Raw genomic sequence first — 24,339 nt, forward strand, 5'->3', positions numbered from 1 at the left:
GAGTTAGAGGACGTCGCGACCGCGGTTGAGTGGCGACTGGAATTTGTCTGATGCTTTTTGATAGGCAGCATCGAATCCGTCGAGCATCCGCTCGAGGTATTTTGAGAACTGGAGGATTTCCGCGGGCGTCATGTCACGAAACCAGACGTCATTGATGTCCGCCAGCTCTTCCGTGAGACGGTCGATCCTTTGCCTGGCCGAACGGTGCAGCGTGACGGTAACCGCTCGCGCATCGTTCGGATCAAACGCTTTTACAACCCACTTTGACTTGACGAGGCCACCAACGGTCGTCGTGACGTTTTCCGGAGCCATGTGCAAATAATTGGCGATGTCGCGCACCCGAACGCCGGCCTTGGGATCGAGACGGTAGAGCGCGGCGACGATTGAATATTCCGTAGAATTCAAATTCATCGTCGATGCGACCAGTCGCTTCAATCGCTGGAGGCGGCCGGTCGTTGCATAGAGCAGCATCACCACATCGCGAAACATCGCTGCGCGGGAGTTGGAGCTTCGCGGTGCCGCGACCGGACGAAGAGAAGGAGTATTGCGTCGCTCGCCGACTTTGGGCCTTGGCATTCGGTGCTCCGATTCAATCGAGTTGCCTGTGTAGTAAATGCAATCGGTCGATGCAACATAACTATCCGAAATATATACGTATTTCAGGAGTGTGACTGGGGCGGCGGGTACTGGACAGAATCAACGCGCCAGCGGCCAAGCCAAGATCAGAAAGGCGGCTGCCAGCCCGACGTGCTCGAGGAAGGTCTCGATGTTGCGGGCACGCTCGACCCCGCTCATCTTCCAAAACGGATAGACGATGACCGTGGCCGCCATCGTGAAGACGGCCAACAAGGTGGCCGCTGCCGCAGCCATCCAACCGGTAATGAACATCGCCGAGCCGGCAAGCTGCACAAGGATGGTCAGTGCCACCGCCGCGTGCGGGGCCGGCAGTTGGAACCGATTCGAGAAGTGCTTCACAGTGGCGTTGAACGCCACGAGCTTCGTTACGCCGCTCCAGACATAGGCCGAGCAGAGCAGGAAGCGCAGAATCAGGCCAGTGATTGTCGGCTCATCCAGTGGCGTCAAACTCCGCAACATCGTTCCAATCCGATCTGGTTCGAAGACTCTAAAACGCGATCAAGCAATATGTTCGAACGCGCGGCGGCCGATCTACTGGCGTTCGATCCCCCGTGCGGAGACCACTTCTTTCCACTTGCGAATTTCGCCTGCGACGAATGTCTGCGTTTCGCCGGCGGTTGCGGGCCGTTGCTCCCCGCCGAGCGCCTTGAAGCGTTCGCGAATGTCCGCAAGATCGAGCACGCGGCGGATTTCAGAATTCAGCTTCGCGACGATCGGGCCGGGCGTGCGGCCCGGCGCCGCAAGGCCCAGAAAGGATACAACCTCATAGCCGGGCAGGGTATCGGCCACGGTTGGGACCTCGGGCAGCGCCGCCCATCGCTCCTTGGTGGTCACGGCCACCGCGCGCACCCGTCCGTCGGCGATAAATGGCATCGCGGTCGGCATTGTCTCGAACAGGAAGTCGACGCGCCCGGCGAGCAGTTCGAGGATTTGCGTCGCGCCGCCGCGATATGCAACCGGCACCGTTTCGGTGCCTGCCATCATGTTGAACAGCTCGGATGCAAGATGATGCACCGAGCCAGGGCCGGTCGTTGCGTAGTTCAATTTGCCCGCGTTGCTTTTCGCGTGCCGGATCAGGTCCGAGACAGTGCGAATGGGCGAGTCAGGCTTGACGACCAGCACGAACGGATAGGCGATGAGCGTTGAAACCATGCTGACGTCCTTTTCGGGATCGAAAGGCATATCTTTCAGCATGGCCGCTTGCGCCGGATACGCGCCGGTCACCATCAGCAACGTGTAGCCGTCCGGCACGGAGGTCGCGACGTAACGGTTGGCCAGTAGGCCGCCCGCACCGCTCTTGTTTTCGACCACCACAGGCTGCCCGAAGCTGTCGGCCATCTTTTGCGCCACCAGCCGGCCGACGACGTCCGATCCCGCGCCGGGAGCGAACGGCACGATCAGTTGCACAGGACGGATGGGATAGTCCTGTGCGTTGGCCTGCGGCATCCAAAGCGCAGCTGCAAGCGCCACAATCGAAAGTCGTTTCATTGGAACCTCTATGACAGCGACGATCAAGTCGTTTGCAGATGGCGTGGCAGCCAGACGGAAATCACCGCAGGGATGCCGCTCCGGATTTTTGCCAGGCCTCGCTGCAGGGCTGGAGCCACCTCGGCCGGATCGCGAACGTTTTCACCGTAAGCGCCGGCTGCTTCCGCCTCTTTCGCAAAGTCGATCGGATCGAAGTAACCGCCTTCCAGTCCGCTTCGCACCGAATATCCGTCCGGGTAGAAGCTGGCTGTTGCGCGCGTGCCTGTGCTGTAGCTGCGATTTTGAAAGACGACTGTCATGTAGGGCGCGTTGTAGCGTCGGGCTGCCATCAGGCAGGCGCTGGCAGCCGAATACATGTAGAAGCCGTCGCCCGTGACGGTGACGACATCGCGGCCGGGCGCACCGAGCTTGGCCCCGAGTGCGGCGCCGGGACCCCAGCCACCGCCGCTGCCGGGATTTCGGAAGTAGCTTCCGGGCCGCGAGCTTTTCAGGAAGCGCGACAGCGGATTGTGCGACAGCGTGTCGTCGATCATGATGCAGTTGTAGTCCAGAGCTTCGCAGATCTGGAATGCGAGCCACGCCGGATCGATTGGCGTTTTCGTTGCGAGGGCGAGAGCTTCAGCACGCAGTCGCGAATGGCGCTCGGTTGAAGCGTTCTTCCACCGCTTCGTCCGCTCTTCGAGGAGATCGCCGGTGGGCGGACCGAGCTGCCGAAGCGCCTCGGTCAGCGCCTTGATCGCATTCAGCGGATCCGAGTTGAGGCGCAGATCGGCACAGAACTCGAAGGTGGGGATCATTGCGGTGACAGAATCGGCGCCGACCACCGCGACATAGGCATCCCGCGGGGGCGGACTCTCCGGGGGCCAAGGCACATCGGCGTCGAGGACGATCACCAAATCGGCGTCGGCGAGTTTCGCGGAGCCTTGATAGAGCCAGTGGCCGAAAGGAAAGCACTGATAAGTCCGATTGCCGCCGTCGACCACCGGCATCGCCGTAAGCTCGCATAGTTCGACGAGAGCGGGAACCGTGGCGGCGTTTTTGCCTGAGCGGGAAACGACCACATACGGATTGCGTGCCTTGACCAGTCGCTCCGCAATGGTCCGGATGCCGTCCGGATCCGGTGCGGATGGGCGCGCCACGGCGAGCCGCCCGCAGCTGGGAAAGCACGCGTCGCTGGTTGGCATCACCGCGATCTCGCGCGGAAGGCTGAGATAGACCGGGCCCGATGGTTGGGACTGGGCGACTTGGAGGGCGCGGCTGACGATCAGGCCAGGATTGTCCTGATATTCGAGCCGGTGGTCCCACTTGGTGTAGGCACGCGCAATTCCGTTCTGGTCCAGCGTCTGCTGTAACCAGAAATGCGCACCATCGCGCCCGCCGCGCATGGTTCCAGGATAGGCGCTGGGGGGAGCGCCTGCCATGATCAGGATGGGCAGGCCGGCCCACCACGCCGTGTGAAGCGCGCATCCATAATGCTGAGTGCCAACGTCGACGTGGGCCGCCGTGGCGGCGGGACGGCCGGTCACCGCCGCATAGCCCAAGGCGGCATTGAGGCCGGCGTATTCATGCGTGATCGTGATCAGCTTAGGCGCTGTCCGGCCATGCGCTTGAGCCTTCGCGATGGCCTCCTGAAAAAACATGATCTCCGAACCGGAGATGAAAAACAGATGATCAACCCCGCCCAGTGCCATCGCGGCCACAATGGCATCGCCGGCTTCGGTCGCCGGTAGCCGGGTCCAATGATGCGGCTCGGATTTTGGCGCGTGCATGCGGTTTCTCTTGGGAATAGGGTGGTGAATATTGCTATGATTAATAGCAATATGACAATAGGCAAATAGGTCGCAAGCACGGCCGATCAGGCGCGAAGACGACGAGTCAATGCGGAGATTGGTCGGAACACTGGAAAGAAATGGAGAGCGTGTCGGGTACGCGGCCCCATGGATGGCTCAGGTCAGGTTGCAGGAAACATGAAGCACCCAGGACCACGACGATCAGCCCCTTATGCAGGCGGGCGACAAGACACTCGTTTCGGTGCCCCGAGAGTGTTTCGCGACGGCATCTGCGACCGGTTCGACGTGCCATCTGCCCGCTGACCGCAAGAAGTGCATATGTAAACTAAACGATCTCGGGCGGCGAACCGCTTGGTTTCGCCCGTCGATCCTTGAAGAAATCGTCCAGATCCATCGCAAAACCTGTCCGAATCTCGCCGTGCAGCCCCTCGGGCGTCGCGGAGGCCGCGGCGCTGGCGGCACCGAGCTTTGACAAGATCAGCGCTCGAGCTGCCGTCACGTCGGCAGTTGTATTTACCCCCGGGCGGGAAAACCCTATCGGTTGCTCGAAGATGGCCGGCGATTCGAGTTTAGAATATAAAGCTCTGCCGCGGCATCTATGGGGCCGCGAAACAACAGGATCATCGAGTGACTGGTTCAGCTGCTTCACGCGCGCTTCGCACCAAGTCGAGGCTGCGCTCACGCGACGCAGAGGATTTGCAAGAGTATTTCACCGCTGTGGCACAGGTCCGCTACATCATGCGGAAGGTCTTTCGCATGATCGACGATGACGCCAAGAAGCTGGGACTGGACCCACTGGCTCATCAGGCTCTGCTGCAGGTTTACGGCAGTGGGAAGCGGGGGCTGCGGGTCAGCGCGTTGGCCGAACGCCTCGATATTGCGCCATCCTTTGCTTCCAACATCGTGAAGCATCTCGTGACTGAGAAGCTGCTGCGCCGGGGATCGGACGTATCGGACATGCGAGCGGCCGTTGTCACATTGACCAGCGAAGGGCGCGAGCTTTGTCGCGATGTGGATGCCCAGGCGCGGGTGCGGGTCGACGCGCTGATCAGCCGGCTCGAACCGGAGGAGCGCAAGGTCGCGCGGTCCATCTTGATGTTTTATACCGGCCCGGGTGCCGTTCGGCGGACTGTCAACGGGAAGGGAGCGGGCCGTTCCGCGCCCGCCCGCCAGAGATCAGCCGGCTAACCGCCTTTGATGGCAGCCCCGCAGTCATATGGGGAGAGCGACACCCAGTGTCCGTCCTGGCCTCAGTCGGAGACCAGGGCAACCTCATTCATCGTCTGGCGCGCCTCGCGTTCGATCGTCGCCCAGATACGGTCCTCGTATTCGAGAAACGTGCTGCTGCGTTTGATCGCAAGCGGACGGGGCCGCGGCAGATCGATGTCGACGACTTCGCGAATCGAGCCTGGCCGAGCGCCGAACACCAATACCTGGTCCGCGAGGTACACCGCTTCGTTGATCTGATGGGTAACGAACAGGACGGTCTTGCGCGTCTCGCGCCAGACGCGAAGGAGCTCGTCCTGCATCAGCTCGCGAGTCTGGGCGTCGAGCGCGGCAAAGGGTTCATCCATGATCAGGATTTCAGGATCGACGGCGAGCGCTCGCGCGAGATTGCAACGCTGCTGCATCCCACCAGAGAGCTCGTGCGGATAGTGGCTTTCGAAATTGCCGAGGCCGACAAGCTTGATCAGCTCGCGTGCGCGGATTCGCGATGCCGAATCGGCGCGGCCTTGGCATTCGAGTCCGTAGGTCACATTGTCGAGCACGCTGCGCCACGGCAGCAGCGAGGGTTCCTGGAAAACCATGGCGCGATCGATGCCAGGGCCACGCACCTGCCTGCCGTCGATCAGGATCTGACCGGCGGTCGGCTTGATGAGCCCGTCGACGATCTTGATGAAGGTGGTCTTGCCGCAGCCGCTCGGGCCGACCACTGCGACGAACTTCCTGTCCTCGATCTGGATATTGACGTTGTCCAGCGCCACGAACCGGCTGCCGTCGCGCTGGCGGACATATTCCATACGCAATCCGCGGGTTTCGAGCTTGATGGCCATCGCAGTCCCTCACACGTCGACAAAGGTGCGCCGGATCATGTGCGGCTCCCCGGCTTGGGTCGCCACTTGTCGAAGCGGCGCTCGAGCTGCGTCAGCAGCTCAAGCGTCGTCATGCCGACGACCGCAAAGATAACGACGCCGACCAGCACGACGTCGGTGTTGAGGGTTGAACCCGCCTCGGCAATCATCTGGCCGATGCCAGCTTGCGCGATGTAGAGTTCCGCCACGAACACGCCTATCAGCGCTCTGCCGGCACCCAGCCGAAGGCCCGCCAGAATGAACGGCACTGCGGACGGAAGAACCACCGTCCGGAAGATCTGGTACTGGGAGGCTTGAAAGCTCCGAGCGGCTTCGAGCAACGAATTCGGCGTCGTCTTCACCGCGTCGCGCGCATTCATGAGGATCGGAAACACCGCAGCCATGACGATGAGCGTAAGCTTGGAAGCAAGACCGATTCCAAGCCAGATCACGAGCAATGGCAGAAAGGCAACGACGGGGGCAGCGTAGAGCGCGTTGATGAACGGGTCCATGGCGTAGTTGAAACGCTGATACCAGCCGAGTGCAATGCCGAGCGGCACCCCAATGACGATCGAGATGGAATAGCCCAATAAGAATTCGACGCCGCTGACGGAGAGATGATGCAGGAGGCGACCCGACTGATAGAGCTCCACGCCCGCGTGCAATACGCGCGAGGGAGAGCTTAGAAAGATCGGATTGACCACCGTCCAGACGCTGCCCGCAAGCTCCCACAAGGTGATGAACGCCACGACCGTGATGGTGCCCAGAATTTTCTTTTCGTGCCGGAGATACAAGCGCGCCAGCCAGTGTTTTTGGCGCCCATCGTTCATGGCCAGCTCGATATCGCTCATAGGATCTCCATGCCGAGAAGGGCCAAGCGGGTCGTTGTGCCTCAGGAGGAGGGCGTGCGATCGGGAATCCGGCCGAGCTTGCCGAGAGCGTTGCGCGACAGGCGTTCGACGAATTCGACCGTCTTCGGAAGCTTGTAGCGCGACAGACCTTCCGCGCAGCGACGGAGCAATTCCGGTTCGGACAGTCGGGCGCCCGGCCGAAGCTCGATGACCGCCTTGATCGCCGTACCCCACCTCTCGTCGGGCACGCCAATGACGGCAGCATCGGCAACTTCTTCAAAGGAAAGAAGAACGTCTTCGATCTCGGCAGGCGAGACGTTGATGCCGCCGGTTTTGATGAGGTTCTTTTCGCGGTCGGAAATATAGAGATATCCGTCGTCGTCGAGGAAGCCGAGGTCTCCCGAATAATACCAGCCGTCCTGAAACGAAGTGGCGGTGGCATCGGTGTCGTTATAATAGCCCTCGCAGACGCTCGGGCTGCGGACCCGGATGACACCCTGCGTGCCCGGCGGCAGGCGCTTGCGATCCGGGCCGACGACGTCGATCTCGGTGCCCCAGAGCGGCAACCCGGCCGAGCCGATTTTCGATAGCTGTTCCTCGGGGGTCAGGATCGATGCCTCCGAGAATTCGGTGCCGCCGTAGCCTTGGAAGACATGCGGCGTTATGCGCTGCATGATTGCCTGCACCGATCGCTTCTGGAACGGCAATCCAGCTTTCCTCAGAACGCGCAAAGACGACTTGTCGTAGCTGTCGAGCCGCGGCTGCACCAGCAGGTCCTCACATTGTTGCGGCGCGAGCGCCATACATGCGATGCGCTCCTTCTGGATCGTCTCAAGCACGTCGATCGGGTCGAAGCGTTCACGCAGATGGGTCGTGCCGCCAAAGCTGAGTTGCGTGATCAAGCTGTTGCGGCCGGAATTGTAGTAGATCGGCACCACCAGGAGCTCGCTCATTCCGGGCACCATGCGCTTGCCGAGCAAATTGATGATGCAGCTGTGCAGATAGCTCTTGTGCGTCTTGATGCAGCCCTTCGGTCGCCCCGTCGTGCCCGACGTCAGCATGTACATAAAGACGTGATCATCGCGCGCCGGCACATCCGGATTGGAATCCGGCCTGGCGCGGTATGCCTGTTCGAACTCGCAACGACTCGGATCGCGGATATCGCACCAGAGCGCGCCGCACCGAAGTGTAGCGATCACCTCCGGCGCAACCTGTGCAGCGTGTGCCCGATCGATCAACAAAAGGCTGCAGTGAAACAGTTCAATCGAGATAGCGGTTTCACGGGCGACCCATTTCACGTCGAGGACGGCGGAAATGGCGCCAGCCTTGGCCACGGCATACAAGGCGATGACATGGGGTATGGAGTTGCCGGCAAGAATGCCGACATGATCACCGGGGCGAATGCCGCGGGCGATCAATTCGTGGGCGAGCTGATTGGCGCGCGCGTTCGCTTCCTCATAGCTCATCCGGACGCCGTCTTGTGCAAGCGCCACGCGATTGGCATAGCGCTTCGCATTGACGGCCAGCGTATGGTGAACCGTGTAGAGTCCAAGATCCGCGGCGGAGGTTGGCGTACGCTCGGCCATCATGATTAGGCGTCTGGCTTCTTATAATCCGTGCTGCCGCCACCCTTCTGCGATTCGAGATAGCCGGTGACGTCGTTGAGGGGATCCACATAGAAGCGCTGGCGGTGGCCGATCAATTCGTCGGCGGCCATCGCTTGCGGGAACGGCAAGTCGACCTCGGTGTAGCCGGCGATCTTGGCGTGCGCGAGCGTGATCCTGTGGCGGGACGCGATTTCTTTGGCGAGTTGGCTGACGGTGCTATCGAGCTCCTGCGCGGGTACGACCTGGGACAGCAATCCGACGCGGGCGGCCTCGATACCGCTCAGATTGCGGCCGGTGAGCGAGAGATAGAACGCGACCTTGAGCGGAATCTTCGTGTGAAACAGCGTCGGAGTCGCCACCTCGCCATAGGAGCCGCGTAGCACTTCCGGCATGCCGATCTTGGCGTCCTCGGCTCCAATTCCGAGATCGCAGGCGTTGAGCAGGGCAATGCCTCCGCCCAGACACCAGCCTTGCACGGATGCAATGGTGATCTGCGGCATTTTGCGAAGCAGCTGCGTGATCTCGCGAGTGGATTCCTCGCGTCCGAAGCGATGCTCTTGCTTGTTGGCTTCTCGAAGATCGCGGAGATCAAGCCCTGAGCAGAACGAATCGCCACTGGCCGACAGGACCAGAACCTTGATGTCCCGATCCTCGGTGATCGTCCTGATGTCGGCAATCATCTTGCCCATCATCGCGTTGGACAAGCAATTCTTTTTCTCCGGTCGATTGAGCTTCATCCAGGCGATGTGTGAGGCTTTGTCGATGACCGTGACGACATGCTGATCGGACATTCATTTGGCTCCAACTGGAGATGTCTTCATCCTGTTGCCGAGTCGCGCGATGGCGCAGCGGCTGTTTCTTCATTCCGTCATTGAGACGCGAAGCTCTTCACGACCGAGAAGTCGAAGGCTTTGCTCGCCATGTCGGGGCTGGCCTTGCCGAATTCAAACATCAGCACCTGCTGGATGAATTCAGGCGACAGCGTTCCGTCGGGTTCGAAAAGCTTGATCCAACGATCGTAGATCTTCGATGCCGTGGCTTCGTCGATCTTGAGATGTTTCATTGTGAGCTTGATGGATTCGTCACGGTGCGAAATCAGGTAGTTCATACCTTCCCAGGTCGCGTGCAGGAAACGCTTTGCCACATCGGGGCGACCGTACAGGAACTTGGTATTGGCGGCGACGCCGGCCATCAGAACGCCCGGCTTGTTGGCAAACGGCAGCTCGATCAAGTCAGGCCGGGCGGCGGCGGCGACATCGAAAGGGGAGGTCAACACGGCGGCTGAGACCGCGCCGCTCACCAGCGATTGATAGATCGTCGGCGGCTCTCCGATATAGAAGAGATTGACGTCCTTATCCGGGTCGAGGCCATTTTCCCGCAATGCCACCCGCAGGATGCGGGTTGCTGACGCGCCGCTGCTGCTCGAGGCGATCTTTTGTTCTTTTAGATCTTTGTAGGAAGCGACGGGTTTGCGTGCGAACAAACTGTATGTCGGCAGTTTGTTGAACACCATTGCGATGCGCACGTCGGCGCCTTTTTCGATGGCCCCACGCAGCGACAATCCGAGAATTTGCGTGACGTCTGCTTGGCCTCCGACCACGGCCATCACGCCCAAGTCAACCTTCATGCCCTGGCGTTCGAACTGGATGTCCTGCTTTTTGTAGAATCCCAGATCGTCCGCGATCAGGAACGGCATCGTTTCAAAACCCGGGGAGGGAGTGTGGACCTTGACCACGTCGGCGGCGCGCGAAGCGTTCGTCGATGACACTATACCGCATGCTCCGATGAGAGCTGCGATTCCGGCGACTAGCAATTTGCGAAGCATGTTGTCCTCTCCGGAAGCATTGATGAACGCTATAAAGCAGTCCGCGGCGAGTCAACGAAGGCAAAGCGTCGCGTACATGACCCGTTGCATCGCGCTCTGCCTGTCAAATGACTTCAACCCGAAGCCACGCGCCCTCCGCTCATGCCGATCACGCTGTTTTCGGGAGTGCCTGCCGGCCGCAACTCAAACACCTCGGTCACCGAGGTGTAGTCGAGATAACCCATGCGGGCGAGCGGACGCGCCTTGAGCATGTCGAGCTTCCCGGCCGCGGTGATAATGGAGTCGTCGATGTGAATGCCGACGACGCGGCCCATGACGACGGAGTTGTAAAGGCCGGCGGTGTCCGAAGGCAGCACCGTCGTCTGATAGTGTTTGCACTCGAGACTGATCGGGCACTCGGCAACCCGCGGAGGTTTGACGAGTCGTGACGGCGCGGGCGTCAGGCCGGCCTGTGCCATTTCGTCGATGCCGGGCTCTTCGATCGCGCTGGTCAAGACCACCGCGTCTCGCAGCGCGTAGGTCGCCATATTGAAAACGAACTCACCGGTTTCTTCGGCATTGGCGACGCTGTCCTTGCGCCGGCCATCGAACCGCGTGAAGGCCGAGAACATCACGTATGGGGGATCCCAACCCAGAATATTGCTTTGGCTGAAGGGTGAAAGGTTGATCACGCCTTTGGCATTGACGGTGGAGACCCAGGCGATCGGCCGAGGCACGATGCAGGATTTGAAAGGCGCAAAGCGAAGACCATGGTTGTTTTTCGCGGGTTCATAGAACATGGGGAATGCCTTTCATCGGATTTGTCATTTTGGCGGCTGGCGCCATTTCGGTCTATTCCCGCTTGAGGCCCGTCACCCGCCACGATGTCGCGCCACATCGGAACTTCCTTGGAGATGCGGGCCCCGAGCTCTGCAGGTGGCTTTGCGGCGACATCGAAACCACCACGTTGCAAAGCATCGCGTATCGCGGGTCGCGCCAGGATCGCCTGCGTTGCGTCCGACAGCCTCGCAGTCACGGCGGGAGGCAGACGCGCCGGACCGGCCAGCATCACCATGGTGTCGAGCACGAAATCGTCGAAACCGGATTCCGCCATCGTCGGCACGTCTGGCAGTGCGCGCCAGCGCGTCGCACTGGTGACCGCCAAAGGTTTGAGCGTTCCCGCCTCGATGTGAGGCTGCACAAGCGGGATCGCGGAGCAGGACAACTGGACCAGATTGGTCAGCACAGCCTGAGCCGCCTGCGGGCCGCTGTTGTAGGGGATGTGCTCCATGGAAATCTTGGCGCGCACTCGCAGCAGCTCCGAGGACAGCTGCGGTGTGGTGCCGAGTCCTGGACTCGAATAGTTCACGCCCTTCGCCTGGCTGCGCGCGAAGGCGATAAATTCCTGGAGCGAATTGACGCCGAGATTGGCGTTGACCACGAATATGTTCGGCGCGTTGGCGATTTCGCAGATCGGTGTGAAATCCTTGACCGGATCGTAGCTCAGTTGATCGTTGAGCGCCTTGTTCACGATATAGGCGCTCGTTGCAATCAGGAGCGTATAGCCATCTGGCTCGGCGCGTGCGACCCCGGTGACTCCCGTGCTGCCTCCGGCCCCTGGCCGGTTGTCCACCACCACCGTGCCGCCGATCTCCGCGGCGAGCGGATCGGCCAAGACGCGCGCGACAAAATCGGGAGGACCTCCAGCCGCAAAGGGCACCACAAGCTTTACGATACGATCGGGCCAGCCCGCCTCGGCTCTACGGATGGTCGAAGCGGTTGCGGCCATCGCGCAAGACACTGCACCGATGTAGGTGAGGATGCGTCGACGATCGGGAAGCGTCGGGGCCGGATGGTGATTGGAGGATGGTTCATCGGCCATGGTGCAATCCTTCGCTATGCGGAGCGGGATATGAGCCGGTCGGCGTCTGGACGCGGAGCAGAGATCTGTCCGTCGCGTTCTCCAAGCGTGGGCGGCGCCACGACAGGACCACGAATGCCATTGATGCGGATCGGATTGCGGATACCCGTAATCTCGCCTTTGTCCGGATGCCGGACCGTCTCGAACGTTCCGAGGTGGCGCACCTGCGGATCGTCGAGCACTTCAGCGATGGTGTTGACGGGCGCAAACGGCAGATCGTGCTCGGCGAAGACCTTTTCCCAGTGGAGGCGGGGCTTGGTGCGGACGATGTTTGCGAGCTCCTCGGCCAGGCTCACGTAGTTCTCCACGCGCTCCTTGCGCGATCGGTAACGGGGATCGACGCCCAACGTGGCGTGCGCTTGGAGTGCATCAAGCAGGTTCGTCCAGAACTTGTCGGGGACGGAAAGGTGGACCGAGATCGCCCGGCCGTCGGCGCAAACCCAGGCGAAACACTGCGATGACGCTACGCGCGACAGTGGGCCGTAGTCGGTGCCGGCCTGCGTCCAATAAGCGAACGCATCAGGAATGAACGCAATCGCACTTTCGAGCATGTTCAGCTCGACGCGTTGGCCTTGGCCGGTCCTTTCGCGCGCATGCAGCGCGGCGAGAATGCCTCCGAAGGCGTAGAGCCCCGTCGCATTGTCGCTCAGCGTTGGACCGAACACCTGAGGCCGCGCGGGATCAAGATAAAGATGAAGAATGCCGGACAGCCCAATCCCCACCGTATCGTAAGCGGCGCGGTCGACATAAGGTCCGTCACTGCCGAAACCGGTGATGGAGCAGTGGATGAGCCGGGCATTCGCATTCGACAGCGCGTCGCCGTCGAGCCCCAGGCGGTGCATGACTCCCGGCCGGTAGTTCTCGATCAGGATGTCGGTTGTGGCCACGAGATCGAGCAAGCGCGCGCGGCCCTCGGCTTTGCTGAGGTCGATCTGAACGCTGGTCTTGTTCTGATTGTAGGCAATGAAGTTCGGGCTGTATTCGCCGCCGGTGGTCTTGCGGAAGGGATCGCCACCGGCGGGATGCTCCACCTTCGTGACATTGGCGCCAAGCTGCCCGAGCAGCATCGCGGCCAGCGGCGCCGTGACCATGGTGCCCAAGTCCAGCACCTTGAGGCCGTCCAGGGGAGGGCGCTGCGGCGTCACAGCTAGGCGGCTCCATGCTTCGCGGGAGCTTTGCGGGTGTAAGGCTGCAAGCCGGGACGGAAAGTCTTGTCGTCGATGAATTGCTTGATGCCGGTGGCATATCCGTTTTCCTTGTCGCGATAAGCCAGCTGACCGGACTTCGCCATCAGGTATTCGTGGGCCTGGTCCATGCTCATGTCGCGCACCGTCTTGACCGCCTGCTTGGTGGCACGCACCGCTTCCGGATTGAGCTCGCTGAGATGCTTTGCGAGCTTCATCACATCGTGCTTCAGGCTGGCGGCCGGCACCACCTTGGTGACAAGGCCCATGCGTTCAGCATCGGCCGCACCGAAGCTCTCGCCACTCAGCGCGTAGTACATGCTGTCGCGGTAGTTCATCGAGATGCTGAGAACCTTGCTGACGAGCCCGCCCGGGATCACGCCCCAATTGATCTCCGAAAGACCGAAGCGCGCCGTGTCGGCGGCAATGGCGATATCGCAGGCGATCAGCTGCGTGAACGCACCGCCGAAGCAGTAGCCGTTGACCATCGCAATGGTTGGCTTGGGAAAATTGTAGAGACGGTACCAGCGCCACTGATGCGTGGTCCATTCCGCCTTGATGCGCCCGGCAGGATTGCCCTCCAGAGCCCTGAAATAAAGCTTGAGATCCATGCCGGCCGACCACGCCTCTCCGGCGCCGGTGAGGATCAGCACGCGGGTGTCCGGGTCGGCTTCAAGCTTGAGGATGCAGTCGAGCATTTCCTCGTCGAGCGCCGGGCTCATGGCATTCCGCTTGTCCGGTCGGTTGAGCGTCACCGTGGTGATGCCGTCGGCGTTATCGACGTGAATGTTTTCGTAGGGCTTGCGTTCGGCCATTTCGCTCCTCCGCGGGGCTTCCTGTTCGGGAGCCAGTCAACCAAGCGAGCCGTGCGGCCGAAAAGCCAATTGCCCAAATCTTCTCAATATGTGAGAAGAAACAGGAGGGCCAATTGTCCTACTCCCCGAACCATTCGCTGGCGAAGGCCTTTGCCATACTCGAGGCGCTGAATGGCGCCCAGAAGGGTCTGACCGCGAGCGAAGTCGCCGGACACACCGGTCTGCCTGTCAGCACAACACACCGGTTCCTGCAGAATCTTGGGCGGCTCGGGTATGTCGTCCTGGACCCCGGTCGCAAGCTCTACACGATTGGCTTTTCCCTCACGCTGTTCGGGAACCGGCGCCTGATTATCAGGCGTATCGTCAATCGTGCCGAGCCGTTTTTGCACGAACTTGCCTCTCAAAGCGGCCTTGCCGCCTATCTTGGTTATCTGGATGGCCCGCATGCGGTGATTGAGCAGCGAGCCTTGCCGCTGCGTGCATCGAAAGGAACACATGCGGTCGGCGCTCGGCTTGATGCTCATGCTCACAGCATCGGCAAGGCGCTGCTTTCGCTGCTTCCGCGTGCCGAACTGATGCGAATCTACGACGCCGAACGGCTGCGCGTTCACACCGGCCGTACGATCGGCCGGCGCGATCACTTGCTTCGCGAGATGGCGGATGTCGTTGTCAGAGGCTACGCCATCGATAATGAGGAACTCAGTCCGGGGTGCGGGGTGTCGCCTGCGCCTTGCTCAACCCAAAAGGCCGCGCAATTTGCGCGATCGCACTCGAGGGGCCGCGGCACAAGCTTGGGCCGGACCAGGTCCGCGCGCTGCTGCCGGTCTTGTTCGCGGCCCGCGGCAAGATCATGGAACGTGTCCGATAGCCGGTGAGTGGGTCTTATTCGGGCTTGATGCCGATCTGAGCGGCGAGCTGCTTCATCTCACGGGTTTGACGATCGAGCTGAGCGGCCATTTCGAAGCTTGTACTGCCGAGGGGGACCATGCCGACGTCTTCGAGCTTGCGGACGACGTCGGGATCCTTCAATGCGGTCCGCACCTCCGATTCAAGGCGGGCGCCAATGGCCGCATCCAGGCCAATCGGTCCGAACAGGCCGAACCACGATGGCACTGTGGTGAGCGCGGGAATCGCATCTTTGACGAGCGGGAGTTCAGGCCGCTGCGGCAACCTCTGATCGGCAAAGACGCCCAAAAGCTTCACTTTCCCGAGCGGCAATACTCCCAGCACCGCAGAATACGCGGGGAAGAACACCTGCAGGCGATCGGTCATAAGGTCGCCGATGATGTTCGACATGTTCGAGGCCGCATAGGGCACGTGCACCATGTTGATGCCGGCTGCGACGTTCAGCGCCTCTCCCTGGAAGTGGAACACCGAGCCGCGGCCGACGCTTCCGTAATTCAGCTTCCCGGGGTTCTTCTTGGCGTATTCGATCAATTCCTCGGTGCTCGATATGCCGGCTTCGGAACTGACGACGAGATAGAGCGGTGCAGCGGCCGCTTGCGTGATCGGAACGAAGTCCTTGAAGACGTCAAATCCGGTCGTCGCGCTGATGAGCGGCGCGGTGACCATCGTGCTCGACGCCGTGAAAAGGAGATTGTAGCCGTCAGGCGTCGATTGCTTCATTGCCTTTGCGGCAATCTGTCCGTTGGCGCCGGGACGGTTCTCGAAGATCACGGGCTGGCGCATCTGGACGGAGAGCTTCTCGGCCAGCATGCGGCCGACCATGTCACCGCTGGTCCCGGGGAGCAGTCCGCTGACGATCCGCACCGGGCGCTCGGGATAGGATTGCGCTCGAGCCGTAAGCGTTGCGGCGACCAGCGCCGCCGCGATGCATGCAGATTTGAAGATCATATTCAATCGGAGACCAAGGACAGCGCCCGTGAGACGGTGGCTTGAGCACGACGATCGGACTTCGTCACCTTCAACGAGTCGCTGCGATTTTAAGCTCGGACAAATAGGCAAGACACATATCCAATGTGACGACGTCGCCATATTTCTGATCGACGTCGAACAGATTGGCCTCCATGACGGCTTCGCTTCGATCCGCCACACCTTCGCGAACGATCATGGCGCGGATGTCGCGCATGAAGGCATCCGTCGCCGTCGCCCGGACGCAGCCGCTCATGCTCGTTCCACAGAGCAGCAGGGTGTCGATGCGAGCGACGCCCAGAAAAACCTCCAGATCGGTGCGGAAGAATGCGCTCGGGCGCCACTTGCTGATGACGCGGTCGCCAGGTTGCGGCGTAAGTTCGTCGATGATCTCGGCGCCGCGGCCGCCCTCGATCTGCACGCCGCGCATGCCGTGATGCTTCATCTTCAGGCGCCACAGGCCGGCGCTGGAGCCGTCGGCCGCGACGAGGCCCTTCGTGTAGATGACCGGCACGTTCTTCGCCCGTGCCGCGGCGGAGAGCTTTTTGATCGGTTCGTAGGTCGAGCGGATCGAGGGATAGAGCGTGGTCGGAGCATCGGGGTCGCAAAAGTCGTTTTGCATGTCGACCAGCAGGACTGCCGGGCGTTCCCCAAAGCCGATTCGCTGTCCCATGCCCTGACGGGCGTAAACGACATTCGACGTGGCATCGGTGCGGGTCACGGCGGCGGCAGCGGGCGTCGCGGTCTTGGCCATTGGAATTCCTTCGCTTCCGTTGAGGATCATTCGGCCGCGGGTGCAAGCCGCTCCGTCGCCAGCCGATCGAGATGCGCCACAACCTCGTCAAGATGCATCACGTCGCAATATTTATGATGCAGGTCGAACAGGTTGACCTTGTGGGTCAATTCTGCGCGGTCGTAGATGCATTCTTCGACAAGTGAAACGTGGAAGCCGTTCGAGTAGGCATCGACCGAGCTCGCCCGTACACAGCCGGAGGTGCTTTCGCCGCAGATGATCAGGCTGCGGATGCCAAGAAGATTGAGATGCGACAGGAAGGGCGTCCCCTGGAAGATGCTCGCGCGCTGCTTGGTGATGATGACGTCTTCCGGCTGCGGGGCGAACTCGTGATAGATCCCATAGTTGTCGACGTCGTCGGCCGGCATCTTCATGCTGCGCCGGGTCGAGACCGCGCCCTTTGGACGGTTGTTCGGTCTGGTTTCCTGGGTGCAATAGAACACCTGCAGGCCGGCGCGCCGCACTGCGGCGAACAGCTTCTTGGTCGGCTCGATCGCGCGATGCGCGAACACGCCGCAACTGTTCGGATACTGTTGGTCGAGATCGACCGGTCGGCCCGGGCCGCCGCGATAGACGGCATTGTAGAGATCGATTGCCAGGAACGCGACATCCGGTCCCACGAAGGTTTCCCGCGCGTAAGGCGCGTACAGCTTCATGTCGTCGGCCGGGATGACATCGTTCCAGCAATGATCCTCAAATTTGTCGACGGATGCCATGGCCGAGCTCCTATTTGGATTTCACGTGAATCTTGGTGCCGTAGATGTATCCGGTGACATCCGGGGCATATTCGATCGACTTGGATAGGCCCCAGGCCATCTGATGCCGCCACAGGAATATCGCGGGCGCGTCGTCGTTGATGACGCCGATCGCCTGCTGGAGCACCTTCATGCGTGCGTCGCGGTCGAATGTCTCGCGTTCTTTGGTCAGGAGCTTATCGAGGTCAGGACTGGAATATCCGATGCGCGGTGAGCCTCCGGTGCCGAAATACTGCTGCATCATCACGCTCGGATCGATGATCGATCCGCGGCCCATGTAGTAAAACGGCACTCCACCCTTCTGCACGTTGGCCCACAGCGTGGACCATTCCGGCGTCTTGAGGTTGACCTTGAAGCCGGCGCGATTGAGCATCTGGGCGATCGCTTCACAAATCTGCTTGTCAAGCGTGTAGCGCCCGACAGTTGCGTAGAAATCGACGGGAACGCCGTCGGGATAGCCTGCCTTCTTCAGCAACTCGCGTGATTTCGTCGGATTGTATGCGTACTTGTAGTCGATATCCGGCGAGTAGCCGACCTGTTCAGGTCCGACCGGCCCATTGAGCGTGGTGGCCTGGCCTTGCAGCACGCGCTTGATGATGAGATCGCGGTCGATCGCATAGCCGACCGCCTGCCGCACCTCCTTCTTGTCGAAGGGAGGCGCGAGCGGGCTCATTGCGAGGAACATCGCCTCGATCGAATCGCTCATGACGATCTTGGAGGAGGGGTTCTGCTGAACGCGTTCGACCATATGCGGGGGAATGAACTGGGCGATCTGCGCTTCCCCATTGAACAAAGCGGTGACCCGCTGCTCCGGCTCGCGCATGATCTGGAACACCAACTCGTCGGGATTGTCGGCCGCAACGTTCGGATTGTTCGGGTCCTTCTCCAGGACGATGTAGTTGTCGACCACAAGCTTTTTCAGCTTGTAGGGACCGATGCCGAATGCATCCTTGTCGGCATCGCGGCCGTTCTTGTCCCACTGCGCCTTCGACATCACGATGACGAAAGTCAGATAGTCCAGCAGCGGCGCGGCCGGGGTCTTGGTCTTGACCACCACGGTTCGCGGATCGCGGATCGACACTTCCGATACTTCGGCGACGTTGTAGCCCTGCCGCGATTGCGGGTCGGTTTTGAGCCGATCGACCGTATGGACGAAATCTTCGGCGACCACGGGCTCGCCGTTGTGACGCTTGAGGCCCGGCCTCAAGGTGAAAACCCACGTGGTGGGGTCCTCTGTCTTCCAGCTCTCGAAAAAGTCGGAGACGTAGGTCTGCGTTTGACCGTCATACCGCGTCCAACAGCCATAGACCTGGCACCAGACGCCATACATCAGGTTGACGCTGTCGGCGATCGGGCTGGTGCTCGCAATGGTCTCGGTTACGGCTACGGTGACGCGGCTGGCCGCGGAAGCCGCGGTGGTGAGGCAGACGGCCATCGCCACCAGAATGCTGCGTATTCCGATCTTTCGAACGCTGGGCGTCGCAGGCATGCTCGATCCCTTAATGTGACTTGGCACAAATATATTCCATAGCTTTCGGGCGGGCCGCAATCGGATGATGCGACGCGACGCAACAATTGTCGACGGATTTAACGGCTGCGACGTTCCGTGCTGCGGGCCATCCTGTTTTTTGACTGAAAGGTCAGTTAGGCTTATCGAAAGAGAATATGCCGGCAACTCGCGGGGACGCACTGTTGCATGCTGCGACGGCCTGATCTCGACGGTTTCGAATGCTGAGAGCCATTCTCCTGAGATTGGCCGGGGCCATCCCCGTGCTGTTTTTGGTCATTTGCGGCATCTTTGCTCTGCTGCATTCGGCACCGGGCGATGCAGCCTCGATGCTCGCCTCGAGCGACGCCGGTCCCGAGGAGGTGGAACGACTCCGGTTGCTGTGGGGCCTGGATCAGCCGCTCTACGTGCAATTCGGAAAGTTCCTGTTGAACGTTCTGCACTTCGATCTCGGGACCTCGCTGCGATATCAGCAGCCGGTCATCGCCATGATCGCCGAGCGGTTGCCGGCCACGCTCGAACTCGCCTTGGTCACGCTCGTCATTGCGGTTGGCGTCGGTGTGCCGCTCGGCATCGCCGCCGCACTCAACAAGGGCAAGTGGGTCGACGGCCTCGTTTCGATGATTGCGGTCGCTGGCGTCAGCGCGCCATCGTTCTGGATGGGCATTTTGCTTGTGCTTTTCTTCTCCGCGGACCTGCACATCCTGCCGTCGAGCGGACGTTTGCCTTATGGGACCCCGATATCCGAAAGCACGGGGTTCTACCTGGTCGACAGCCTCATGGCCGGACAATTCCGGACTTTCGGCTTGGTGCTGCTCCATCTCGCATTGCCGGCCATGACGCTTGCGGCCGGCATGGTCGGCATCATCGCCCGCATCGCGCGCTCAGCCCTGATCGACGTCGGCCAGGAGGATTTCATCTCCACCGCGGTGGCCAAGGGCGTCAGCCGGGCGCGGATCATCCGCCACCATCTTCTCCCGAACGCCGCCATCCCGATCACCACGATCATCGGTCTGGAACTCGGCGTCCTGATGAGCGGCACCATCATCGTCGAGGTGATCTTCTCCTGGCCGGGCGTCGGCAGCTTGCTTTATCAGGCCGTGAACGTGCGTGATACGCCGCTTACGACTGGGGTTGTCGTGGTGTACACGACGCTGTTCATCGCGCTGAACGTGCTGATCGACATGTTTTACTTCGTCATCGACCCGCGCGTCGCTGCGGCCGGAGGGGCGCGGCATTGAGAGCGAGAACATTTCTCCAGACCAAGTTCATCATCGGCGCACTCTGCGTCGGCAGCATCGTGATGATGGCGCTGGCGGGACAGTTTCTGACCTCGCACGACCCGGAGGAACAGAATCTGATCGCGTCGCTTCAGCCGCCGTTCGACTTCGCTGAGGGCTATATCTTCGGCACCGATCAGCTTGGGCGCGACATCTTCGCGCGTATGGTTTCGGGTGCCCGTGTGTCGTTGATGATCGCCGCCTCGGTGGTGGTCATTTCCGGCGTCGTCGGTGTGCTTGTCGGCACGACATCGGGATTCCTCGGTGGCTGGCGTGACGTCGTGCTGCAGAAGGTCGTCGAGACGTTCTGGGCGTTTCCGCCGATCCTTCTGGCGATCGCGATCGTTTCGCTGTTCGGCCAGAACTTGCCGAACCTCATCATCGCGTTGACCGTCCAGCGTTGGATTCCCTATGCGCGCCTGACCCGCGCCCAGGCTCTGGCGCTGCGCTCGCGCGACTTCGTCCTGGCGTCGATGATCATGGGCGGCGGCACGGTGTGGATCTTGCGGCGGCACATCATCCCGAATGTCGTCGCATCGGCCGTGGTCGTCGCCACCTTCAGCATGGCGACCGCGATCATCGCTGAAGCGAGCCTTAGCTTTCTTGGCTTGGGCGTGCCGCCAGGCACCGCGACCTGGGGCGGCATGCTCGCGGATGGCCGCTCCTACATCACGCGAGCCTGGTGGCTCGCGGTGTTTCCCGGCCTCGGCATCTTCATCACCGTCATCGGATTGAATCTATTGGGCGATTGGCTGCGCGACCTGTTCGATCCCAAAGCCGACCTGAATCTCGTATGACAGCCGACTCCGACATCGTACTCGAGGCCCGGAACCTGAGCCTGTTCCTGCGTCAGGACGGCGGCGAGCTCAAGGTTGTCGACGACGTGAGCTTTCGCGTGGCGCGGGGGGAGTTTTTCGCGCTGATCGGCGAAAGCGGCTCTGGCAAGACCACCATCGCCAAGGCCGTGATGCGGCTTCTCCCCCCGGGCAAACTTCGCATCGCCGGCTCGCTCCTGGTCACCGGAACCGATGTCGCGCAGGCGCCGGAACGGGCGATGCGCAAGCTGCGCGGTCAAGCGATGAGCATGATCTTCCAGGAGCCGATGACCTCGCTCAATCCCATCATGACGGTTGCGGCGCAGATCGACGAAGCCTTGCAGACGCACCAGTCCGCGAGCCGCTCGGCGCGGCGCGAGCGCATCATGCAACTGCTAGCGGACGTGCGTTTCGACAATCCCGGAAAGGTCGCCGCGCAATATCCGCACGAGCTATCCGGCGGCATGCGTCAGCGCGTCATGATCGCGATCGCGCTTGCCAACGATCCGCTGCTGCTGATCGCCGATGAGCCGACCACCGCGCTCGACGTAACCATCCAGCAGGAGGTGCTCGAAATCCTGGTGCGGCTGCAGGAGAAATACCGTCTGTCGGTGTTCTTCATTTCCCACGATCTCGCGCTGGTGAACCGCTTCGCAAACCGGGTCGGCGTGCTTTATGGCGGTATGCTGATGGAGTCCGGCCCGACGGCCGATGTGATCGGCAGGCCGGCGCATCCCTACACCGGGGCGTTGCTTGCCTGCATGCCGCGGCTGCGCGAAGGAGCTGCGCGCCAGGCCGGGATTGAAGGCAACGTTCCGCGCGTCGACCACTGGTTCGACGGCTGCCGGTTCGCGCAGCGCTGCACGCATGTCCATCCCGAATGCCGCTCGGCCCGCATCGACACTTCGGCGGCAAGTCCAACGCAAAGCGTCCGATGTCTGCATCCGCTCAGTTGAATCGCGAGGCTCCTTCCTCGAACGAGCTGCCTGCGCTGCGCCTTAGCGGCATCGGCAAGACGTTCGTGACGCCTGCCGGATTGTTGAAGCCCGCCTATCGCACGCCGGCGCTGAAGGACATCTCGATCGACGTGCGACCGTCGGAGATTCTAGCCATCGTCGGCGAATCGGGCTCAGGCAAAACCACGCTCGGCCGCATTGCAGTTGGCCTTCTGCAGCCAGACAGCGGCATCGTGCATCTCGGAGAGCGGGTGCTGGTCGACGTATCGCGCGGCATCCACGTGCCGGCGTCGAAACGCGGGATCAGCATGATATTTCAGGATCCGACCTCGTCGCTCAACCCGCGGATGCGGGTGCGCGATATCGTCGGCGAAGGCCTGCGGCTGGCCGGCGTCGGCCGTCGCGAAATCGCCGAACGCGCTGCGGGCGCGCTCAATCTGGTGGGGCTGCGTACCGAAGACCTGGAGCGCTATCCGCATCAATTCAGCGGAGGCCAGCGCCAACGCATCGGTATCGCCCGGGCGATCGTGATGGAGCCCGCGGTTCTGGTCGCGGATGAACCGGTGTCGTCGCTCGACGTCTCGGTGCAGATGCAGGTTCTCAATTTGATCCTGGACATCCGCGACAAAATGAAACTGACGGTGCTGTTCGTCACCCACAACATCGCCGTCGTGGAATATCTTTGCGATCGCATGGTCGTGCTCTCGCGCGGCGAGATCGTCGAACGCGGCCCGACGCGCGCGCTGATCGAAGCGCCGCAGCATGCCTACACCCAGCGGCTCTTGAACGCGGTGCCTCGGCTTTGACGACGCACCAGCCATAGCGAACGCAAATCGCATTCATATCAGAGGGGCAGAGACAGTGCCGAACTTTGCACAGTTCATGATCGAGCGCTTTTCGAAACGCCTGCGGGCTCGCCGGATGCAGGCCTTGACGGCTTTCGCCTGCTGGCTTGTTGTGGCGTCGGCCGGACTCGTGATGAATGCGGATGCAAGCGCCCAGGGCGCCAAATCGCTCAGGATCATCGTGCCGTTGTCGGCAGGCGGCGGCGCCGATATTCTCGCGCGCATTCTCGCAGAGCAGGTGAATCGCGCCCAAGGCGCGACAGTTATAGTTGAGAACCGGCCCGGCGCCGGCACCGCGATCGGCACGGACTTTGTTGCGCGCGCCGCGCCCGATGGCAGCACATTGCTCATCACCAATCCGGCATTTCTCATCAACCCGCACATCAGGCCGCAGAATTACGACCCGATGACCAGCTTCGAGCCGATCTGCAATATCGTCAGTTTTCCATTGTTCGTGGTCGTGGCGGCGAACTCGCCGTATCGCACTCTGGCCGAGCTGATCGACGCCGCGCGCGCCAAGCCCGGATCGCTCACGTTCGCCAGTGCCGGCCCAGCGACGGCAAGCCATATCGCGCTCGAGGCACTCCGACTGGCCGCCCAGGTCGAGGTCACATACGTGCCGTTCGCAGGAACGGCTCCTGCGATCACGGCGTTGCTCGGCGGCCATGTCGCGGCGGTGTACGCCGATTACACGAGCGTCTCCGAGCAGATCAAGAGCGGCGCGCTCCGGGCATTGTCGGTCGGTTCGCTCAAGCGCTTCCCCGGACTTCCGGACGTGCCGACGGTCGTGGAGTCCGGCTACGCGAACTACGAGCAGGAAAGCTGGAATGGCGTCCTTGCTCCGGCCAAGACGCCGAATGGTGTCGTTGGCGAGCTTCGGAGCTGGTTTTCCAAAGCGGGCGAATCGCCCGAAATGAAGGAGAAGCTCGCGCTGCAGGGCCTCGCGCCGACGGTCGCGTGCGGTGCCGACTTTACCGCGCTGCTAAGGCGGCAGAACGAGCAGTACGGCCGTTCGATCCGGGCCGCCAACCTCAAGGCCCAATAAGCAAGCGTCGGCAACCATGCGGGCGAACGGCCCGGCGCTTTGCGTCGGCGCCGTCTGTCCGTTCGGCCGCTTCGAGACATAGAGAGCCGGGGGCGCGGGCAGGCGTCTTTCGTCTTGCAAATTCGCTTCGCGGCAATTTGTTCGGAGTGCGCCGAGCGGTCCTGTTTCGGGGCGCGGGGTCTGGGCGCGCCGAATGCGTGAGCCAGACAAGCAGTTAGAAAACGTTTGTAAACTTATCTATTTTTCGTATGCTGTGTTCGTATCGGCAACGGTCATCCCCCCAACTGAGGGATTGCGCCGAAT

Annotated in this window: 25 protein-coding genes; 7 read left to right on the forward strand and 18 right to left on the reverse strand. The window is 61.4% G+C overall.

Annotation, left to right across the window (positions count from 1 at the left end):
• Positions 1-3: 3 nt before the first annotated feature.
• The 5 genes from RHPLAN_RS16440 to RHPLAN_RS39410 all read right to left on the reverse strand — a co-directional run bounded on the left by RHPLAN_RS16440 (position 4) and on the right by RHPLAN_RS39410 (position 4,563).
• On the reverse strand, positions 4-576 hold the full coding sequence (locus RHPLAN_RS16440; protein WP_084245033.1) for a MarR family winged helix-turn-helix transcriptional regulator: 573 nt from the start codon (positions 574-576) through the stop codon (positions 4-6).
• A gap of 120 nt (positions 577-696) precedes the next feature.
• Complete coding sequence (locus tag RHPLAN_RS16445; protein WP_068019944.1) at positions 697-1,095, reverse strand: DoxX family protein; 399 nt, start codon at positions 1,093-1,095, stop codon at positions 697-699.
• Positions 1,096-1,167: 72 nt separating this feature from the next.
• Positions 1,168-2,124, reverse strand: a complete 957-nt coding sequence (locus RHPLAN_RS16450) for a Bug family tripartite tricarboxylate transporter substrate binding protein (protein WP_068019946.1) — start codon at positions 2,122-2,124, stop codon at positions 1,168-1,170.
• Between the two features lie 23 nt (positions 2,125-2,147).
• On the reverse strand, positions 2,148-3,893 hold the full coding sequence (locus RHPLAN_RS16455) for a thiamine pyrophosphate-requiring protein (protein WP_068019948.1): 1,746 nt from the start codon (positions 3,891-3,893) through the stop codon (positions 2,148-2,150).
• A 346-nt stretch (positions 3,894-4,239) separates the two neighbouring features.
• Positions 4,240-4,563, reverse strand: coding sequence for a hypothetical protein (locus RHPLAN_RS39410; protein WP_157100307.1), 324 nt, complete (start codon positions 4,561-4,563; stop codon positions 4,240-4,242).
• 107 nt (positions 4,564-4,670) lie between these two features.
• On the opposite strand from RHPLAN_RS39410, the gene RHPLAN_RS16460 reads away from it, so the two are divergent.
• Positions 4,671-5,102, forward strand: a complete 432-nt coding sequence (locus RHPLAN_RS16460; RefSeq protein ID WP_198164975.1) for a MarR family winged helix-turn-helix transcriptional regulator — start codon at positions 4,671-4,673, stop codon at positions 5,100-5,102.
• Positions 5,103-5,164: 62 nt separating this feature from the next.
• On the opposite strand, the gene RHPLAN_RS16465 is transcribed toward RHPLAN_RS16460, so the two are convergent.
• The 9 genes from RHPLAN_RS16465 to RHPLAN_RS16505 all read right to left on the reverse strand — a co-directional run bounded on the left by RHPLAN_RS16465 (position 5,165) and on the right by RHPLAN_RS16505 (position 14,168).
• Positions 5,165-5,968 (reverse strand): ABC transporter ATP-binding protein, encoded by an 804-nt coding sequence (locus tag RHPLAN_RS16465; protein ID WP_068019951.1) that lies wholly within the window; start codon positions 5,966-5,968, stop codon positions 5,165-5,167.
• 35 nt (positions 5,969-6,003) lie between these two features.
• The gene (locus RHPLAN_RS16470) at positions 6,004-6,837 is read right to left on the reverse strand and encodes an ABC transporter permease (RefSeq protein WP_068019952.1); all 834 of its coding nucleotides are present in this window, start codon (positions 6,835-6,837) and stop codon (positions 6,004-6,006) included.
• A gap of 41 nt (positions 6,838-6,878) precedes the next feature.
• Complete coding sequence (locus RHPLAN_RS16475; protein WP_068019953.1) at positions 6,879-8,426, reverse strand: class I adenylate-forming enzyme family protein; 1,548 nt, start codon at positions 8,424-8,426, stop codon at positions 6,879-6,881.
• 2 nt (positions 8,427-8,428) lie between these two features.
• Positions 8,429-9,235: an enoyl-CoA hydratase/isomerase family protein gene (locus tag RHPLAN_RS16480; protein ID WP_068019955.1), complete on the reverse strand. Its 807-nt coding sequence runs from the start codon at positions 9,233-9,235 to the stop codon at positions 8,429-8,431.
• A 77-nt stretch (positions 9,236-9,312) separates the two neighbouring features.
• Positions 9,313-10,269 carry an ABC transporter substrate-binding protein gene (locus tag RHPLAN_RS16485; protein ID WP_084245035.1) on the reverse strand — a complete coding sequence of 319 codons (957 nt, stop codon included), beginning with the start codon at positions 10,267-10,269 and terminating at the stop codon, positions 9,313-9,315.
• Between the two features lie 113 nt (positions 10,270-10,382).
• Positions 10,383-10,985 (reverse strand): flavin reductase family protein, encoded by a 603-nt coding sequence (locus RHPLAN_RS16490; protein WP_237180155.1) that lies wholly within the window; start codon positions 10,983-10,985, stop codon positions 10,383-10,385.
• On the reverse strand, positions 10,937-11,923 hold the full coding sequence (locus tag RHPLAN_RS16495; protein ID WP_198164977.1) for a tripartite tricarboxylate transporter substrate-binding protein: 987 nt from the start codon (positions 11,921-11,923) through the stop codon (positions 10,937-10,939). The genes RHPLAN_RS16490 and RHPLAN_RS16495 overlap by 49 nt, the downstream gene beginning before the upstream one ends.
• A gap of 221 nt (positions 11,924-12,144) precedes the next feature.
• Positions 12,145-13,314 carry a CaiB/BaiF CoA transferase family protein gene (locus RHPLAN_RS16500; RefSeq protein WP_198164979.1) on the reverse strand — a complete coding sequence of 390 codons (1,170 nt, stop codon included), beginning with the start codon at positions 13,312-13,314 and terminating at the stop codon, positions 12,145-12,147.
• 2 nt (positions 13,315-13,316) lie between these two features.
• Positions 13,317-14,168: a p-hydroxycinnamoyl CoA hydratase/lyase gene (locus RHPLAN_RS16505; RefSeq protein WP_068019962.1), complete on the reverse strand. Its 852-nt coding sequence runs from the start codon at positions 14,166-14,168 to the stop codon at positions 13,317-13,319.
• 113 nt (positions 14,169-14,281) lie between these two features.
• On the opposite strand from RHPLAN_RS16505, the gene RHPLAN_RS38415 reads away from it, so the two are divergent.
• Positions 14,282-15,043 carry an IclR family transcriptional regulator gene (locus RHPLAN_RS38415; RefSeq protein ID WP_084245037.1) on the forward strand — a complete coding sequence of 254 codons (762 nt, stop codon included), beginning with the start codon at positions 14,282-14,284 and terminating at the stop codon, positions 15,041-15,043.
• A gap of 7 nt (positions 15,044-15,050) precedes the next feature.
• Here the strand turns inward: RHPLAN_RS38415 and RHPLAN_RS16515 are convergent, their stop codons facing one another.
• The 4 genes from RHPLAN_RS16515 to RHPLAN_RS16530 all read right to left on the reverse strand — a co-directional run bounded on the left by RHPLAN_RS16515 (position 15,051) and on the right by RHPLAN_RS16530 (position 19,077).
• Entirely contained in the window at positions 15,051-16,022 is a 972-nt protein-coding gene (locus RHPLAN_RS16515) for a Bug family tripartite tricarboxylate transporter substrate binding protein (protein WP_068019966.1), read from the reverse strand.
• 70 nt (positions 16,023-16,092) lie between these two features.
• Positions 16,093-16,794, reverse strand: coding sequence for an isochorismatase family protein (locus RHPLAN_RS16520; protein WP_068019967.1), 702 nt, complete (start codon positions 16,792-16,794; stop codon positions 16,093-16,095).
• Between the two features lie 26 nt (positions 16,795-16,820).
• Positions 16,821-17,549: an isochorismatase family protein gene (locus RHPLAN_RS16525; RefSeq protein WP_068019969.1), complete on the reverse strand. Its 729-nt coding sequence runs from the start codon at positions 17,547-17,549 to the stop codon at positions 16,821-16,823.
• 10 nt (positions 17,550-17,559) lie between these two features.
• Positions 17,560-19,077, reverse strand: a complete 1,518-nt coding sequence (locus tag RHPLAN_RS16530; RefSeq protein ID WP_084245043.1) for an ABC transporter substrate-binding protein — start codon at positions 19,075-19,077, stop codon at positions 17,560-17,562.
• A 239-nt stretch (positions 19,078-19,316) separates the two neighbouring features.
• Here RHPLAN_RS16530 and RHPLAN_RS16535 point away from each other — a divergent pair, with 239 nt between their 5' ends.
• From RHPLAN_RS16535 to RHPLAN_RS16555, 5 genes are read left to right on the forward strand one after another with little or no spacing between them, the layout of a single operon-like run.
• The gene (locus RHPLAN_RS16535; protein WP_084245045.1) at positions 19,317-20,336 is read left to right on the forward strand and encodes an ABC transporter permease; all 1,020 of its coding nucleotides are present in this window, start codon (positions 19,317-19,319) and stop codon (positions 20,334-20,336) included.
• Entirely contained in the window at positions 20,333-21,172 is an 840-nt protein-coding gene (locus RHPLAN_RS16540) for an ABC transporter permease (protein ID WP_157100309.1), read from the forward strand. Before RHPLAN_RS16535 ends, RHPLAN_RS16540 begins: the two co-directional genes overlap by 4 nt.
• A complete protein-coding gene (locus RHPLAN_RS16545) occupies positions 21,169-22,146 on the forward strand; it encodes an ABC transporter ATP-binding protein (protein WP_068019976.1) in 978 nt (325 codons plus the stop codon). The genes RHPLAN_RS16540 and RHPLAN_RS16545 overlap by 4 nt, the downstream gene beginning before the upstream one ends.
• Positions 22,125-22,952, forward strand: coding sequence for an ABC transporter ATP-binding protein (locus RHPLAN_RS16550; protein WP_198164981.1), 828 nt, complete (start codon positions 22,125-22,127; stop codon positions 22,950-22,952). The genes RHPLAN_RS16545 and RHPLAN_RS16550 overlap by 22 nt, the downstream gene beginning before the upstream one ends.
• A 55-nt stretch (positions 22,953-23,007) precedes the next feature.
• A complete protein-coding gene (locus tag RHPLAN_RS16555; protein ID WP_068019980.1) occupies positions 23,008-24,036 on the forward strand; it encodes a Bug family tripartite tricarboxylate transporter substrate binding protein in 1,029 nt (342 codons plus the stop codon).
• The last annotated feature ends 303 nt before the right edge of the window (positions 24,037-24,339 follow it).

This window comes from Rhodoplanes sp. Z2-YC6860, from assembly GCF_001579845.1.
GTDB lineage: Bacteria > Pseudomonadota > Alphaproteobacteria > Rhizobiales > Xanthobacteraceae > Z2-YC6860.